19 protein-coding genes and 1 pseudogene are annotated in these 15,994 nt (G+C 34.8%); 1 reads left to right on the top strand and 19 read right to left on the bottom strand.

Annotated features, from left to right (window positions below):
• Positions 1 to 28: 28 nt before the first annotated feature.
• The 12 genes from Q2T41_RS07095 to Q2T41_RS07040 form a co-directional block, all read right to left on the bottom strand.
• On the bottom strand, positions 29 to 595 hold the full coding sequence (locus tag Q2T41_RS07095; protein WP_304435502.1) for a Crp/Fnr family transcriptional regulator: 567 nt from the start codon (positions 593 to 595) through the stop codon (positions 29 to 31).
• An 84-nt stretch (positions 596 to 679) separates the two neighbouring features.
• Positions 680 to 1,195: a hypothetical protein gene (locus Q2T41_RS07090; RefSeq protein WP_304435501.1), complete on the bottom strand. Its 516-nt coding sequence runs from the start codon at positions 1,193 to 1,195 to the stop codon at positions 680 to 682.
• A gap of 3 nt (positions 1,196 to 1,198) precedes the next feature.
• On the bottom strand, positions 1,199 to 2,110 hold the full coding sequence (locus Q2T41_RS07085) for a helix-turn-helix domain-containing protein (protein ID WP_304435500.1): 912 nt from the start codon (positions 2,108 to 2,110) through the stop codon (positions 1,199 to 1,201).
• Positions 2,111 to 2,118: 8 nt separating this feature from the next.
• Positions 2,119 to 2,781, bottom strand: a complete 663-nt coding sequence (locus tag Q2T41_RS07080) for an NAD-dependent epimerase/dehydratase family protein (protein WP_304435499.1) — start codon at positions 2,779 to 2,781, stop codon at positions 2,119 to 2,121.
• Between the two features lie 10 nt (positions 2,782 to 2,791).
• On the bottom strand, positions 2,792 to 3,742 hold the full coding sequence (locus Q2T41_RS07075; RefSeq protein WP_304435498.1) for an SDR family oxidoreductase: 951 nt from the start codon (positions 3,740 to 3,742) through the stop codon (positions 2,792 to 2,794).
• 357 nt (positions 3,743 to 4,099) lie between these two features.
• Positions 4,100 to 4,477, bottom strand: coding sequence for a hypothetical protein (locus tag Q2T41_RS07070; RefSeq protein WP_304435497.1), 378 nt, complete (start codon positions 4,475 to 4,477; stop codon positions 4,100 to 4,102).
• Positions 4,478 to 4,825: 348 nt separating this feature from the next.
• Entirely contained in the window at positions 4,826 to 5,101 is a 276-nt protein-coding gene (locus Q2T41_RS07065) for a hypothetical protein (protein WP_304435496.1), read from the bottom strand.
• A 167-nt stretch (positions 5,102 to 5,268) separates the two neighbouring features.
• On the bottom strand, positions 5,269 to 8,532 hold the full coding sequence (locus Q2T41_RS07060) for an FIDD domain-containing protein (protein ID WP_304435495.1): 3,264 nt from the start codon (positions 8,530 to 8,532) through the stop codon (positions 5,269 to 5,271).
• A gap of 62 nt (positions 8,533 to 8,594) precedes the next feature.
• Positions 8,595 to 9,182 (bottom strand): DUF1684 domain-containing protein, encoded by a 588-nt coding sequence (locus tag Q2T41_RS07055; protein WP_304435494.1) that lies wholly within the window; start codon positions 9,180 to 9,182, stop codon positions 8,595 to 8,597.
• A gap of 248 nt (positions 9,183 to 9,430) precedes the next feature.
• Positions 9,431 to 10,060 carry a class I SAM-dependent methyltransferase gene (locus Q2T41_RS07050; protein WP_304435493.1) on the bottom strand — a complete coding sequence of 210 codons (630 nt, stop codon included), beginning with the start codon at positions 10,058 to 10,060 and terminating at the stop codon, positions 9,431 to 9,433.
• A 1-nt stretch (position 10,061) separates the two neighbouring features.
• Positions 10,062 to 10,307 (bottom strand): hypothetical protein, encoded by a 246-nt coding sequence (locus Q2T41_RS07045; RefSeq protein ID WP_304435492.1) that lies wholly within the window; start codon positions 10,305 to 10,307, stop codon positions 10,062 to 10,064.
• A 1-nt stretch (position 10,308) separates the two neighbouring features.
• Positions 10,309 to 11,310, bottom strand: a complete 1,002-nt coding sequence (locus Q2T41_RS07040; RefSeq protein WP_304435491.1) for an NAD(P)/FAD-dependent oxidoreductase — start codon at positions 11,308 to 11,310, stop codon at positions 10,309 to 10,311.
• Positions 11,311 to 11,399: 89 nt separating this feature from the next.
• Between Q2T41_RS07040 and Q2T41_RS07035 the strand changes: the two genes are divergently transcribed.
• Positions 11,400 to 11,777, top strand: coding sequence for a Fur family transcriptional regulator (locus Q2T41_RS07035; protein WP_304435490.1), 378 nt, complete (start codon positions 11,400 to 11,402; stop codon positions 11,775 to 11,777).
• 37 nt (positions 11,778 to 11,814) lie between these two features.
• On the opposite strand, the pseudogene map reads toward Q2T41_RS07035, so the two are convergent.
• The 7 genes and pseudogenes from map to Q2T41_RS07000 all read right to left on the bottom strand — a co-directional run bounded on the left by map (position 11,815) and on the right by Q2T41_RS07000 (position 15,994).
• Positions 11,815 to 12,577, bottom strand: a pseudogene (map, locus tag Q2T41_RS07030) (type I methionyl aminopeptidase).
• 236 nt (positions 12,578 to 12,813) lie between these two features.
• Entirely contained in the window at positions 12,814 to 13,254 is a 441-nt protein-coding gene (locus Q2T41_RS07025; protein ID WP_179213186.1) for a DsrE family protein, read from the bottom strand.
• A gap of 11 nt (positions 13,255 to 13,265) precedes the next feature.
• Positions 13,266 to 13,469 carry a hypothetical protein gene (locus Q2T41_RS07020; RefSeq protein ID WP_304435489.1) on the bottom strand — a complete coding sequence of 68 codons (204 nt, stop codon included), beginning with the start codon at positions 13,467 to 13,469 and terminating at the stop codon, positions 13,266 to 13,268.
• Between the two features lie 207 nt (positions 13,470 to 13,676).
• Positions 13,677 to 14,135: a YybH family protein gene (locus Q2T41_RS07015; RefSeq protein ID WP_144802575.1), complete on the bottom strand. Its 459-nt coding sequence runs from the start codon at positions 14,133 to 14,135 to the stop codon at positions 13,677 to 13,679.
• 367 nt (positions 14,136 to 14,502) lie between these two features.
• Positions 14,503 to 14,994, bottom strand: a complete 492-nt coding sequence (locus Q2T41_RS07010; protein WP_144802572.1) for a GNAT family N-acetyltransferase — start codon at positions 14,992 to 14,994, stop codon at positions 14,503 to 14,505.
• A gap of 182 nt (positions 14,995 to 15,176) precedes the next feature.
• Positions 15,177 to 15,554 carry a DUF2200 domain-containing protein gene (locus Q2T41_RS07005; RefSeq protein ID WP_144802569.1) on the bottom strand — a complete coding sequence of 126 codons (378 nt, stop codon included), beginning with the start codon at positions 15,552 to 15,554 and terminating at the stop codon, positions 15,177 to 15,179.
• A 68-nt stretch (positions 15,555 to 15,622) separates the two neighbouring features.
• Positions 15,623 to 15,994 (bottom strand): alpha/beta fold hydrolase family protein, encoded by a 372-nt coding sequence (locus tag Q2T41_RS07000; RefSeq protein WP_304435488.1) that lies wholly within the window; start codon positions 15,992 to 15,994, stop codon positions 15,623 to 15,625.

The following is a 15,994-nucleotide window of genomic DNA, read 5'->3' as shown; positions in this document are numbered from 1 at the left end:
TATTGGCGCTTCAAACAATGAACCCAGGTTAAGAAATTCGCTTTCTAATTCTACTTAAAGCTTGTGGGGTTATGCCAATATAGGAAGCAATATATTTCAATGGTATGTCCTTGAAAAGATTTGGTCTATTTTTAAAGAGCGACAAATAACGTTCTTGCGCAGTTTGGTTTAAAAGTGATTGTTCCCTATCTGATTTTATTAAATATAGGTTTTCAGCGGTCAATCTACCAATGGTATTGCCTATTGCTGTCCGGGCATATATTTCTTGTAAATCTGTATGGGAGATACGCCATAAGATCGTCTTGGACAATGTTTCTAGCTGATACGTACAAGGAGATTGCCTTATGAACGAATCGTATGCACAAACAAATTGGTTTTCAAAGCAGAAACCAAATGTAAGATCGTTTTCCAAACCTGGGATATAAAGCCTAACCGCTCCTTTTTCAATGAACGAAAGATACGTTTCTGTTTGTCCCGTTTTTAATAGTATGGTTTTTTTGGGATATTCGGTTTTTTCAAGTTTAGAGGAGAACAGTTTCCAATCTTCATCGTTAATTGTCACAATTTCCTCAAAAAAAGCTCTAATCCTATACATTGACCGTTGTTTAGTTCTTCTTGTTGCTGGCCGTTTTAATTCAGGACACTACCTGAACCGCTAACTCCTATTATAAGATAGGTTTTATTTTTTGATGTAGTTTTTTAAATCTATCAATTTCAATGCTGTATGGTAGGCTTCAATTCTTGAATATGCCGTTCCGTCAACCAATATGATAACGGTCAACATCGCAATTGTTGTAATGCTTATGGCTCTCCACGTGGGAGTTTGGATAAAGAGGATTAGCAATGCAGCAATAATAATTAAGATAGGAATGACCTTAAATACAACGGTGTACTCTTTTAAGGTACTTTCGGTACGTTCTATTTCTGACTGATAAAAGGCAGGTGCATCTGCATTGAACTCTTTTTCAAATTGATTGATTCTAGATTTGTTGGTATAAAAAAGACCGAGACCTATGGTCATAAGAAGTATACCTGCAACTAAGGTTGGAATAATGTAAGCCTTTGCTAAATCTGTTTTTCCCAACTGCCAAAACCCGATGCTTGCCAGTAAAAATAAAATGGCGAAAATGATGAAGAACCGTGTAGAGAATACCTCGGCTTTTGCCCACTCCGTGGCTAGTTTTAAAATTTCCATAGTTTAATTCAGTTTATATTTTTCCCTGTACTGGGTTGGACTTATTCCTTCTTTTTTCTTGAACAATCTTGAAAAATAGGGCGGATATTCAAACCCTAGTTCATAGGCCACTTCAGAAATACTCTTACTGGGTTGCAGCAATATATTCTTTGCTTCATCAATTATGAGTAATTGCAAATGCTCAGTGGTAGTTTTACCTGTTTCCTTTTTCAGCGTATCACTTAAATAACGTTTAGAAACGGACATCTTATCAGCTATCTGCTCTATACTTGGAATGCCTTTTTCCTGTAATTGTCCCGATTCAAAATACTGGGTAAGGTGTTGGTTAAATTGCTCCAATAAATTGTTGGCTATTTCCTTTCTATGTAAAAATTGGCGTTCATAAAATCGATTGGCATATTTCAATAGCGTATCCAATTGAGAAATAATGATTTCCTTACTAAATACATCTTGGTTATTTTGATATTCAATTTCAATATTTTCTACAATGGATTCCAATTGCTTTTCTTCTTTTGGCGATAGATGCAACGCTTCGTTGACCGAATAGGAAAAGAACCCATATTTTTTAATTTGATGGGCCAATGCCGTTCCTTTTAAAAAATCTTCATGAAAGTTTATGGAAAACCCTTTTTGTTCGAATACCACACTTTTGTCCCATTGCAAGACCTGTCTGGGTGCTATAAAAATTAAGGCGCCATTGGTAAAATCATACTGGGTTCGCCCGTAATTTAAATCTCCATCCACATACTTTTTAAAACTTATGGAATAGCAATCATTGGTAATTGCAGGCGAACTTTCTCTAGGGCAAGGCAAAAAACCATCACCTTTAGAATTGAACACGCTCAACATAGGATGCTCTGGTCTGGGCAATCCTAAATAATCTAAATACGATGCTAATGTTTTAAAGTGTTGCATAATTTTAATCAGTTCAATAGTATTTCATTAATAGCTCTACCATTCAAGATTTTCAAATTTTGAGGCCTTGCTACTAAAGAAATCATGGCTTTACCTATGGTTATTGTAGTAGTAACGGATTTCATTCTTTGCATTATTGAAAAAAAAGGACGTGTTAGTACATAAAAAACATTGTACAGTCTAGTTTTAGATTTAATTCCACGTTTTGGTAAAATAACTCCTGGTCTAAACGCATAGGCATCTTTAAAGCCTTTGTTAAATATAAAATTTTCTGTTTTACCTTTTACCCTTGCCCACATGGTTTTACTTTTTTCAGTGCTGTCCGTGCCTTCCCCTGAAACATAAACGAAGGTTAAATTTGGGTTGGCTTCAAAGGTAGCATTGACCAAAGCCTCTGTAACGGTATAGGTTAGTTTATAGTATTGTTCTTCTGTCATTCCAGCAGAAGAAACTCCCATGCAATGAAAACAGGCATTGTACGCTTTAAAAGTATGTTGAATGGCACTAAAATCAGTGAAATTTTGATGGATGATTTCACTGATTTTAGGATTTTTAAGGCCTATAGAAGATCTATTTATTAAGAGGATTTTTTTAATTCTCTTATCATCTAAACATTCTAACAAAACACCTTTGCCAACCATTCCTGTAGCGCCTGTAATTATTACGTTCATTTGTTTTGCTTTAAATATTCCATTTTACACCGGTCTCTTTTTCTGAAAGTTCCCATAGTCTTTTAGCCACTGCTTTATCTTTGGCATGCGGTTCCAATTTATGTGCCCCCACCGGACCGGTCCAAAAGTTTCTCCCCGTTGGGCCGTAAAAACCACTTTGGTCCAAATTTGGTTCTGTGGCACACATGAGTTGCGGGTAGGCCCCTTTTTCTGCCGATTGTGTCAGAGGAGATAATTTCATTAAGTTAAAGATAAATTTCATCACAAAACTACCACTTGTATTAATTAGGTTGGTTCTTGATGAACCCGGGTGACAAGCATATGCTTTTACATCTGTTTTGCCTGCTGCAGCCAATTTATCCTGTAGTTCATAGATAGTCATGATCTGTGCCAGTTTACTTTGACTATAGGCTTCATTTGGCGTATAATCATTGTCCCAGTTGAGGTCGTCGAATTTTATGGTTTTAATTCCCATGTCATATCCCATACTTCCAACAGTTACAATGCGTCCCTTGGATTTTTTAATGAGCGGAAACAATAATGCCTGAAGCGTGAAATTGCCAAAGTAATTCGTGCCCATTTGACTTTCCCAACCGTCAACCGTTAATATCTGTTTAGGTACTTGGGCAATAGCCGCATTGCAGATAAGCGCATCTATTTGGGTAACGGTACTTAGAACTTCTTTGGCTGCTTTTTTTACGGAAGCTTGTACCGCCAAGTCCATTTGTATGGCTAGCACATCAATGTGGTTGCCTAATTCTTGTTTTAGCGTTTTAATGGTGTCCGCTGCCTTTTTTGGGTTCCTGTTAAGCATGACCACTTTTGCGCCTTTTGAAAGTAAAATTTTTGCTGCTTCAAAACCTGTTCCGCTAGTAGTGCCCGTAATAATGAAAATTTTACCATTCAGGTTTTCAATGCTGTCCGGTGTCCATCCCGTTTTACCATATTGATTTGTATCCATTTTGCCTTTTTTTAATACTAATGAAAAGTACAGGTCAAAGGTCGGGCAGGAGTAAGCTTAATACTGTATACGGATTTTCGAAAGACGTATACTTTTTGGTTGAATTATAAAGGACAAGTTAAGGTTGTTAGGGTAGGCTGAGGGAAAAGAATGTTTATTGAACGATTGTTATAGCATTTAATATGTGTTTGCCTATGGAAATACATTAAGTAGATAAAATGCAACCTTTTTTATTTGTTGCAAGTGTATTTCATGGAATAATTAGACAGACGATAACTGATATCAACAATTCCATAAAAACCCCATATGATTATAAAGGATGTAGCTTAAGGTAGTTGTAAAATGCTATTATCAACTTTAGTTATTGGTATTTTGAACGTTAAATTCATCCAATTTGTCAATCGATTTTTTAAGCCTTGCGGTCAAATTATCCAAGTCAGCTAGTTTCCCGGTAAATTCCATTTCAAAATTATCAATTCTAACTTTTGATTTGTCAACTTCAGAGGTATTCACATATGCAATGGCAAGGGTGATTTCTTGATCGGTATTGTTTTCTTGAAAAATTTCCTTGACCATATTCCAATCAAAATTCTTTAATTCATCAAAATTTTCCGTTTTCAATTTCAGTTCGGTTACGGCAGTTGCTAATTCCATATGGTCACTTTTTTCATGCTGTGCACATGCAGTAAACGTGATAAGAGAAAAAACACCTATTAAAATATTGTTGATTTTCATGGTTTTGAAATTTTGGATTTTAGAAGCAAACTACCCGTAAACCGGGTGTAAGCCATTAAGGTAATAATTTTTTTTGATACGGCATGTGCCTTTGCAAATTCTAATGAATAGAATAATATTACGTTTTAGCGTATTCGCATTTACGGTTCCTTTTTATGGTAATAGGGTAAGAATGGGGATAGACTTGAACAGAAAAATAGCTGATTAACACACCTTTTAAACTTCAACCATAAGGCCAACATACTGGTTAAGATTGTTTATTTTTTTATTCCTGCCGTAATGTGATGAATGGGTCTAACTATGTCTACCTATTTTCTTGGTAGTCATTATAATTTTTATATCTGTTTTTCATTTTAAGTTCCTTTCCTTCAATACAGCTTCTAAGGCTTTGTCCTTTTCAGATTTTTTGCTTATTCGATAAATAAAGTAAATTGGAAAAAGCATGGGAAGGAGTAATGCTATTGGATTTTTTTTAGAACCTAATATCCAAGAGATTAATCCTACTGCAACTATTGCTGCTAAAAAACCAATTAGCAAGGCATTGGTAACTTTTCTTTTATCTAGTTTCTTTTTCTCAATTTTAAGCTCCTCTTCGGTAAGTTCAGAAAAATTGACTTTATTCATTTCAAATACTATTAAAACTAAAATAGTGCATTACTAATTAATTTATCCGTCAATCAAGTTACAATGATTTATTTATAATTGGCCTAACCTAAAGATAGAGTTTTGAACTGAATGTTATTTATGGAAAAAACTGAAAATTTATCTTCAGGTTTGTAATAATTATAGTTTTATCTTTTTAGCGTAAAATGTGCAGAAAAAATGGTGCCATTTTGTAAATTGATTTTAAACCAATAATCATTGGTTGGCATCTCTTTTCCATTGAACAAACCATCCCAACCTAAATCATTTGGAGTTAGTTGGGCCAATAGTTTTCCATATTGGTCATAAATATGTACATAAGCATCCGGATATTGATCAATTCCAAAAATCTGCCAGTAATCGTTATTGCCATCATTGTTCGGTGTAAAAAACTTTGGATAATCTATTAGTATTACATCTGCACTATCCTGGCCGCAACCCTCCTTATCCCTTACCATTACGGTATAGGTGCCACCGATAGCATCGGAAAAGTAATTGCTATCTTGAAAATTCACTCCATCCAAAGAATATTCAAAATCACCATCTCCGGAAGCTAATATTTCAATAAAATCATTATCGGACAGATCTTTGTACCTCACTTCTGTTATTGTGGGTGGCGTAGAACGTATCAATTCAAATTCAAAGCTGTTTTCACAATATTCATCATTGGTTCTCTTGCCAATGGTGAGGGTGTAATTACCGGCATGCACCAAGTCTACTTCATGGGTGTTAGAAATGGCGCCTTCATTTTCATGGCTCCAACTGTAATAATCAAAACCACTTTCTACTTCAATCGATAGCGATGGCTCTAAATGACATAAATAATAACTTTTTTCAAGAGTCGTTGTAGGTAGTTCGTTTACTATTAAATTAAAACTAGTTTCCTCATAACACGAAGCATTCAATACGTTTTCGGCACGTACAGTTATCGTTTCATTCCATGGTATACTATTTTTATAAGAAGCAGTTAGCGGACTACCTAATTCTACTCCATTGGCATCAAAATAAAAAAGGTTCAATCCTGTTTGGGATCCTATAATTTCCTCCTCAATATGAGAAAGGTCAAAATTGGCGAAACCGTTCCCCAAATCACAGGCATATACCGTAGACGGCATGTTCAATTGTGGCCGGGTAGATGTTCTTAAGACCAAAGGAGTCTCGCCATAACAACTGGTCTGCGTATTGGTAACCCTCACGGTTATGGTTTCTTCACCGGCAATAGTATTTGTATACGGATTGTTCAATGGGCTTGGCAACGAATTACCATTGGCATCAAAATAAGAAACTGTTAGGTTCATTTGGTTGTTCAACACTTGTGATTCTACCATTGATGTGTCAAAATACTCCGAGATACCATCACCATTGTCATCACAACCAATTAGAATATCCAAATCGTGTGCTATGGGTAACGGATTGACCATTAGTTTAAACGTTGTTTCATTATAACAATTGTTCACATTTTCATATGCTTTAACCGTTATTACCTCTTCGTTTATGGTCTGGTTTTCAACCGAGTCTAAAGGAGCCTGTATTTGATTTCCATTTTCGCGATAAAAAGCAACTGAATTTATATTGTTGCCACTTAAAATAGCTTGCTGCACTTGTTCCAAATCAAAAGTGGCGAAACCATCTGTTTCATTACTACAAACAATAAGGTCTGTAACGGAGGAAAGGTCTGGAATAGGGTTTACGATCAAATCGAAACTGGTTTCAGAATAACAACATGGGGCATTGTTATGGGCCACCCTTACAGTAATTGTTTCCCTATTGTTAATGGAATTGGTAAACGGATTGGGTAGTGAGGTATAGGAATTGCCACTGCCATCAATAAAAGTGACCGTCATATTATTTTGTCCACCGAGAACTTGTTGGGTTACTTGCCCAACATTAAACGATGATGAAACACCGGTGTTATAACTATCTTCACAAGCGTAGATATCATCAATGCCATACGCATTTGGAGGTTCTTTTACATCTATGGTTTCCGTTAGTATTTCAATACTGCCATCGGTTGCGGTGACCGTTGCGGTAATGGTATATGTACCATCAGCAGAAAAATCATGGAATGGTGAAAAATTCGTTGAACTATTCTCAACACCCGAGGCCGGATCACCAAAATCCCAGGCTATGGAGGTCATATTATCCGTGGGAGTCACGCTAAACTCCTTTAAAAAATCTGAACAGATATTTGAAATGTTCATGGAGAAGTCATTGGTCACATGATTTACATTTCCGGTTACATTAATGTAAAATTTTGCATCAGGATACCCCCCAAGTTTTCTAAAAGCAGGGTCCACCATACTTACATAATCCTCCATACTATAACCAGGTGACCCAGAACCACAGCCCCTATACCAGGAATCACCTACGTCTTGTTCTGTTCCAGCAACAAAAAACACTCCACTTCCCCAAGAAATGACATTCGTAACTTCTACTAAAATTCTAGTCACATTACTTGGAACGGTTATGGGGGTTTCAAAGTTGACGGTTATTATCTGTGGGTAATAATCAGAAACATAAGGGAGTCTTTGTACTTGGCTACTACCTATCAAATTCGTTTCTGAAAATGAGTCAGGAAAGTTTTCATCCACTTCGTAAATATTGAACTGGATACCAGTACCACCATCCGAGCTGGTAATTCCTATTTGACCTAAATTAATGGTCAATTCTTCATTTGTTGAAATTCCAAAATCTTCAAGAGTGAATAGTCTTGCCCAGAAAAGTTTGCTATAAGAACAAGAGAACATAGAAGTTTTTATTGGGTCTCCACATGGATTATTCGTTAAGGTTGTTATAGAACCTAAATTGGACGGCGTAATCTTATAACCTGTTACATTTATAAAAAAGTTGGCATCGGGAACTGCGGGAATCAAATTTTCGGTAGCTATATGGGTGTAATATACCCTACACCCTCTATACCAAGAGGTGTCATTATCAAACTCCGTTCCTGCAATTGAAACTTTTTTATACGCATCATTATAAATATCATCCATTTGAGTTACCTCTACTAAAATTCTTTCCACCCCTGCAGGAATCGTTATTGGGCTAGCAAACTCTATCTGAACAATTTCTGGGGTATCCCCAATTTCAGGAGCAAGCACTAAATTTCCGTAACTAATACGTTGGGGGTTATATTCAGGTGCTTCGGAATTTAGGCTATAAAAATTAAAAATCAATCTTGCACCTTCATAAGAATTACTAATGGCAACCTGTCCAGAGGTAATGATAAATTGATCTGCAGTAGAAATGCCAAAATCAGAAAGCGTAAAAGCCCTAGACCATGATTCTTCATATTGGCAAGAAGTCATGTTGGTTTTAATGGGGGTGTTACCAATATTATGCGTTAAGGTAATTTGTGCTGAAATGACATTGTAAAACAGGATAAATACAATGATAGGGAAGCTTTTAAGCATAAGTAACGTATGTTGTACTAGGAGATAACATCCTAATGCCAATATTTATTGGGTAAGTACTTTTATTTTTTTATTCCGGCCATAATTTGGGTGTCTAAATCATTCTCTTTTGGCGGAATGGGGCAGGAATAATTGGAATTATAGGCGCAATAAGGGTTGTATGCCTTATTGAAATCAATAACAATAGTTTCTTCTTCGGGAATTTCCAAGTCAATAAACCGACCACCACCGTAGGTCTGATCGCCATTGGTTAAATCCGTAAACGGAAGAAATAAATAATTTTTATATTCTTCAGTTTCCCTAAGTTTATGATTTTGATAAACGTTAAGTTGATATTCTTGTCCATCTAACTCAAAATTAGCGACCCCGTAGACCTCGTACATAGAAAGTCTACTTGTTGTGGTTTTCATTAAAAATGGGGTAGGGTTCATAATCTTAGTAAATTTTGCAACTACCCTATATTTCTCATTGATTGGAAAGAAATCATGACCTTTAAACCGTTTTAAATCTTTTTTATCAAGAGGTGATTCATCTGGGTTTTTGTATTCCTCGTTTAAATGTTGTTGAAAATCCAAGACCGATTGGTTGTAAGATTGGGCATTTGCTATACATAATTGCAAAATGATAAGTAGGGTTAACGTTTTTGTCATGGTAATAAGATTGTTGTAATACTAACTCTAAACTATCCATTTTAAGTATATCACACTTAATTTAGTTTAAATTTTCTACCAAAATGTTGGCAAGGTTAGGGAGTAATTTAACGTATTGTTTCGTCTACGGACTTACTGACTACAAACTGCTCAAAACTAATAATCCTACCATCGTTTAATTTCCAAATATGAGCAACGCGTGCTTCAAAATAATTGCCCGTTTTTATAGGTGCCCGGAATATAACTTCTTAATTGTTTGTTGTGATTGCGTTGTTAGTACTTTTTTTACATTTAATTAAGTACATGGGTTGATTTTCCTCAATTTCTATTATTTCTATAAGGCCGTACTTTTCAAACTCTTCTTTAACGGATTCTTGGTCGTAGTAGAATATTTTTGCGCCTTTATGAATTTCGTAGCGGTCTTTACTGATCCTTGTTCCTTTTCCAAATTGAGAAGCATTTTTGTTTATAGCGGTAAAGACCATATAACCGTTTTCTCTCAGTTGATGGTAACAGTCTTTTATCAGCTTTTTTCTTTCCTCGTTACCCAATAAATGAATTAGGGCAAAGCAAAAAATTCCGTTATAGTTTTGGTCATCAAAAGGCATTTTGGTTACGGAGCCGTGAAAGATATTTAGATCAGTACCGTAATGCTTGTTGGCAAGTTTAATTGCGGTATTTGAAATTTCAATTCCCGTAACTGCAATTTCATTTTCAATAAATGGTTGTGCATTTCGTCCATATCCAATACCTGGTATTAGCACGTTCTTTATTTTATTTTCTACAAAAAAATCCTTTGTTAACTCAGCGGATTTTGCAGGGTTCATTCCCCACAACTCTTTCTTGTTTTTAAAAGCCGTTTCCCAAAATACTGCCATACTACACACAGATTTTATCATCTAATAAATCACACTCAATTCCTTTTTTTCTAAGTTGCCGTATAATGGCAACAGTATCTATACATCTTCCTTCTATCCTTAAAATAGAATGTCCACAAGGATATGGTCTGTTGAAATCCTCCAAATCAAAATTTATTTTTAATGTTGGATAGCCGTTTTTTAGGAAATGCAGAATTTCTTCTGAGTGACCTTCTAATTTTACGTTTGTTATAAGTACTTCAACCATATTAAAAATGCTCTTGAGTTAGTTCATTATTGATAACAGCGCCTGAAATGTTACCACTGGAAACTGCCATTGCAACGGAACGCATTAATGTACTATTATCGCCACAGGCAAAAATTCCATCTTCTGTGGTTTTTTGCATAGCAGTGACCTGTATATGTCCATGTTCGGTGAGTTTACAGCCTAATTCCTCAGGTATGGTAGAATTTTGCATAAACGGAACTGCAGCATAGGCGCAGTCATAATTTTCTTTACTTCCATCCTTGAAAACAATAAATTCTAATTGGCCATTTTTATGTTCAATAATTGCAATTTCTTTTTCTACAATATGAATAGCGTTCCTTTGTAATTTTTTGAGCTGATCTTCTTCAAAGTCTTTTATATTGGAGGTAATGATGGTTATTTCCTTGGTTAGGTTGTGTACTAAGGATGCAAGGTGAAATGCTCTTTCCCCATTGGCGATTATAGCGGTTTTTTTATTACGTATTTCATAACCGTGGCAATAGGGGCAATGTACTACCGAAATTCCCCAACATTGTTCAAAGCCATTTATGTCAGGCATTATGTCTTTGATCCCTGTGGCAAAAACCAGTTTTTTTGCAGTTAAAATAGTTCCATTAGATGTGGTTATCTCAAAGCCTTTATGAATTCTTTTTCCACTTACGGCAAGTCCGTTATAGAAATTAATATGGTCATATTTAGATAATTGATTCTTGGCAATTTCAGCTATTTTTTGAGGCGTGCTCCCATCTTGGGTCAGAAAATTATGGGAATGCGGTGTTTGGCGGTTGCACGGTTTACCGGCATCTATAATCAATGTATCTCTCAATGAACGGCCTAAACTCATTGCTGTGGAAAGTCCAGCATAACTCCCGCCAATAATAATGACTTCAAACTCTTTTTTTTTCATTTTGTTGGTGTATTGTGCGAAGACCGATAAAGGTTTTGACAGTATAGTTACTAAACCGGATACTCCAAAAAGTCTTATAACCTCTCTTCTTATCATAAACTATCTTTAACGCGAAATTGTCGCAATAGTAATTGTTGTCAAATATACAGTTTTTCCGTATTATTGCAACTTATTCGCAATAAATTATGAATAGAAGAAATACGCCAACAAAAGAAGCCGTGTTGAACTTACTTTTAAGTTCCAGAAAAGCATTAAGTCAAGATGCTATTGAGCGGCAGTTGGATATTGAAATCAATAGGGCAACAATTTACAGGGTCTTAAATAGATTTTGTGAGGATGATATAGTCCATAAAATTGTAGCGGAAGATGGCAAGCAATATTTTGCCATTTGCAAAAAATGTGAGAATCAACCAGAAGTTGTTCAACATCATTTTCATTTTAGATGTTTGTCGTGTGATTCTATAGAATGCCTGCAAGTACCTGTTGAATATTCGGTTCCTAATGGGTATGAAGTTCAAAACGCAAATTGTGTTCTTACGGGAACTTGTAATGACTGTTCGTAAGTTTTAAAATGCCCAAAAAAGCTATTTATCCATATGCTTAACCCCAAATATCGTTGGATTCTGTTAAGATAGCAGGATGTTTATCAGTTACAAGTATGGTTTGTTCGTGCTGGGTAACAAATCCACCTTTGTTTCCGACTAAGGTCCAACCAGCATACAATTCTACGGCAATAGTTGACCTTGTTGAAATAAAAGTTTCTATTGCTGCCGTTGTATTTTTCTTAAATCGTTCCCTGTTACATTTAACTCTGTAGTTTAATATATTTGCAGGCTCTTCATGTAAACTTCTACCAACGCCGTGACCAGCCAAGTTTTTAATGACTTTATCCCAGATTTTTTGCTTCGGTTTCTATTAAATATCCAATTTCTGAAATTTTCACTCCACCTTTTATATTGTTTATTGCTTTGCGTAAAATATTCTTAGAAGCTTCTACAAGAGGTTGGTGATTATGAATGTCTTTTCCAAGAACAAAAGAACCACCATTGTCAGACCAAAAACCATTTAGTTTTGCTGATACATCAATATTAATTAAATCTCCTTCTTTTAATATTTTTTTCTCTGATGGTATTCCGTGTGCTGCTTCTTTATTTACACTTATACATGTGTAACCAGGGAATCCATAGGTTTCGTATGGTGCAGATTTAGCTCCGTAACCCTTTAAAATTTCACCTCCATATTCATCAAGCTCTTTAGTTGACATCCCAACTTTAGCATATTCTCTCATTAATTTTAGTGTAGTTCCAACAACTTCACTAATTTTTTGCATTCCTATTAATTCAGATTCTTTCGTTATTGACATATCATTTTTTTAATGGGGTAACGGTTTTGTAATGAACAATTCGGCAGTAAATTACCTTTTGCTTTCTGCCATACACTTGGCAAAATCTTTTGGTTTTGTATGATTACTATAAAGAGTACTATAAAAACCTTGGTGTCACGGTCAAAGCTGTAATAATTATAGGGATTGTTCTTTTTTTCATTTGTCCGTTAAATATATTTAACAATATCGGAATTTTCTAAATATCGTTATCTGTATCAGTACGTCAAAGTATTGTACCCATTTGCTTGTAATTGAAGCATCCGTACAGAAGCAGTTGGGGTGATAGTAAGACCATCAAACAGCGTCTCTTCCGCTACGCCTAATTTTTCCATGGCAACACTGCAGACGCTTACCTTGACCTTTCCCTTATATTTTTGAAAAAACTTTTCCAGTTCAGAATTTTTCACCAATTGGGTAACCACTTTACCTTTAACAACAATCTCGTAATTTTCTATTGAAACACCGTTTTCAATGAGCAAATCATACATGCTTAGTACCCCTTTAAAATGCCTTTCCGTAGTTAGTATAAAGCCATATTTAGGTGTTTTTTGTAAATCTGTAACGGTTTGCTGGTCTAATTTTTTTTGACCATGAACTACTGTCACGGTAGTAGCCATTACCATAACTATTAATACGATTTTGAAAATATTGCCCATGAATTCTATATTTAAGTAGATATTGGTTTAGTTAAAAATACAGAATAAATAGCCATTCCTTGGCAATTGGAAAACCAAACAATGTATTTACTTTTATTGGACCGGAGTTGTATTTTTGGTTTGGTACAATTAACTGAAATTAATTCTTGTGTAAGGGGATAATGTTCAAACACTCTAGTACCGGCACCAAAACCACTAATGCTATATGTTTTCATTCCGTTCTAAAGTGGATAGTACTTGCACTACCATGACTCGGCTATATTCAGCTTGTGGTTAGCAGCTTTTATACATATAAACAGACCTTAGCTTTACACCCTAAAGTTACTATTTGCGATTTTACATAATGGATGTTCTATAACAACTTGAATAATCTATTTGTTCATTTTTTTTATGAAACAGGGTGAATGTTGCCGTGTGCAGCTTTAATGATTCTGTAAAGTTTCAAATACTATTTTCCAAGAATCATCTGGTTGTCTCTTCCAATTAACAATATAGGTTCCTACATTTTTAATGGTGTCCGTACTTTCCTTATTGATGAATATTTCATTAAAAGTGTTGTATGAAATAGCCATATCTTCAGACGGAATGATAGTTGGTCTTCCACGATGAATAAGCTGTACATCATATTTAGCGTAAATTTTTTGCCATTGTGCTATTAAGGAATCTTTGGTTAAATGTTGAATTGGTGAATCTGGGTAAATAGCAGTGTAGTTGTCAGCGTAAAATTCAATCCAATCATAGTCAAATCGTTCATAAACGGAATAAAGACTGTCTACCTGCTCAGTTATAAGGGCTGTTAATTCAGCATCTGTTGGTTTTGTTGCACTATCTTTTATCTTCTCATTTTTACATCCAATGAAAAACCCTGCCATAAGTATCATTAGATAAAATTTTAATCTTTTCATATTAGTTCGTTTTTTAGTTTACAACTTACTAGTATATAATTAGTTGCGCCGTTCGTGCATTTAAATTAGGAAATATATTCCTAATAGATAAACGTTAGAATTTTCCTGAAATAGGTAAGGACTTTTAGTCAACTGTCATTGTCCAATATTTCTGAAGAATATTACTATTGGTAAATAGTTGGTTTTAATGTAGTGTAATGGCAATGGTATTTTCTAGTAATCATAAACTGCGATAAAACAGGATATAATTATCAGTAGCGAAACAGCACATAAAATTTTATATTATATTGAAGCTGGGGTAATATTTTTAGTTCAAAATATATTAAATGGTGCCTATTTTTGGTTACTCTTCTTTCAAATTTTTATACATGATGTAAGTGTCAACCAGTCCTAATTCAGAATGTCTAAAACCTTTAGGAGTGGTACCAATAATTTCAAATCCGTATTTTTTCCATAATGCTACTGCTCCTTTATTTGTGCTAACCACAATGTTAAACTGGATAGCTTCGAAATTATGGTGCTTTGCCATTTTAAGTGAGTGTTCACAAAGTTTTTTTCCAACGCCTTTTCCTTGCATATCAGGATTTACCATATAACTACAGTTTGCAATATGATTTCCTAAATCAATTTGGTTGGGTTTAAGAATGTATGTTCCTAGTATTCGTTCGTTCTCTTCCATTACATAAGTTTCCATATATTCAGCGAACCAATGCTTTTTCAAGTCTTTTTTAGGAGTATTTGGATTAAATACATAGGTGTCCCCGGTTTTAATGACTTCAGAGAATATTTGCCAAACCTGGTCAAAATCGGATTCTTTTGCTTTTCTAATAATCATTTTTATAGGTTCTTGATTACCTATGACAATTTAGCTTTAACCAAGTTGGGAACTAACAACTTTTTGCCTTATGCCATTTAAATAGTGAAATTCTAAAGATTTTACGGACATCATACAACAAAAAGAGATTAATTATCCCAAAATGCCGCAATGCTTATAAGTGGTATTAATTGGCACCGGTTTTACTTTTTTTCAACACGTAATATTTTTTCCATTTTACGACCTCTTGCGAGTTCATCATACAACTTATCCAAATATCTACAGTTTCTATACAATTCAAATTCATCTGGTATTTCCTCAATTCTATAGCCACAAACCACGCCTTTAATAAGGTGTGCATTAGGATTTAATTTAGCTTTCTGAAAGAATGTTTTAAAAGTGGCTTTTTCATCTATCAATTCCTGAATCGTTTTATCATCAAATCCAGTTAGCCATGTTATTACTTTATGGAATTCAGCTTTAGTTCTTCCGTTTTTTTCTAACCTGTTTAAGTAATGAGGATAAACAGATGCAAAGGTCATTGCACCTATTTTTTCGTTTTTTTCAGCTGTAACTTTCATTATAGTTAGATTTTAAGTTTAACGTTACCAACGTTTAGGTATAGTTCTGTATGAAGTTTTGTGCTTTTTTATTTCAAATTTATAAAAAATCGTATCATATCATCAGCCAACAATTTAGGCTGTTCCAGAGCCGCAAAATGTCCTCCTTTAGGCATTTTAGTCCAATGAACAATATTAAACCCTTTTTCAATATAATCTCTGGGCGGTACGGGAATCTCTTTTGGAAACATTGCGAAACCAACTGGAGTTTTTACAAAATCGTCTTTTCCAAATTTTAGTGGATTATTACTGATTTCATGATACATTCTAATTGATGAATGTATAGTTTGAGTTAACCAATACAATGTAACGTTTGCCAATAATTCTTTTTTTGTGAAACTATTTTCAATATTCCCATCGTTATCGCTCCAAGCCTTAAATTTTTCTATTATCACCCACAA

Source organism: Maribacter confluentis (genome assembly GCF_030505015.1).
GTDB lineage: Bacteria > Bacteroidota > Bacteroidia > Flavobacteriales > Flavobacteriaceae > Maribacter > Maribacter sedimenticola.
This window is presented reverse-complemented; position numbering and strand designations above follow the sequence as displayed.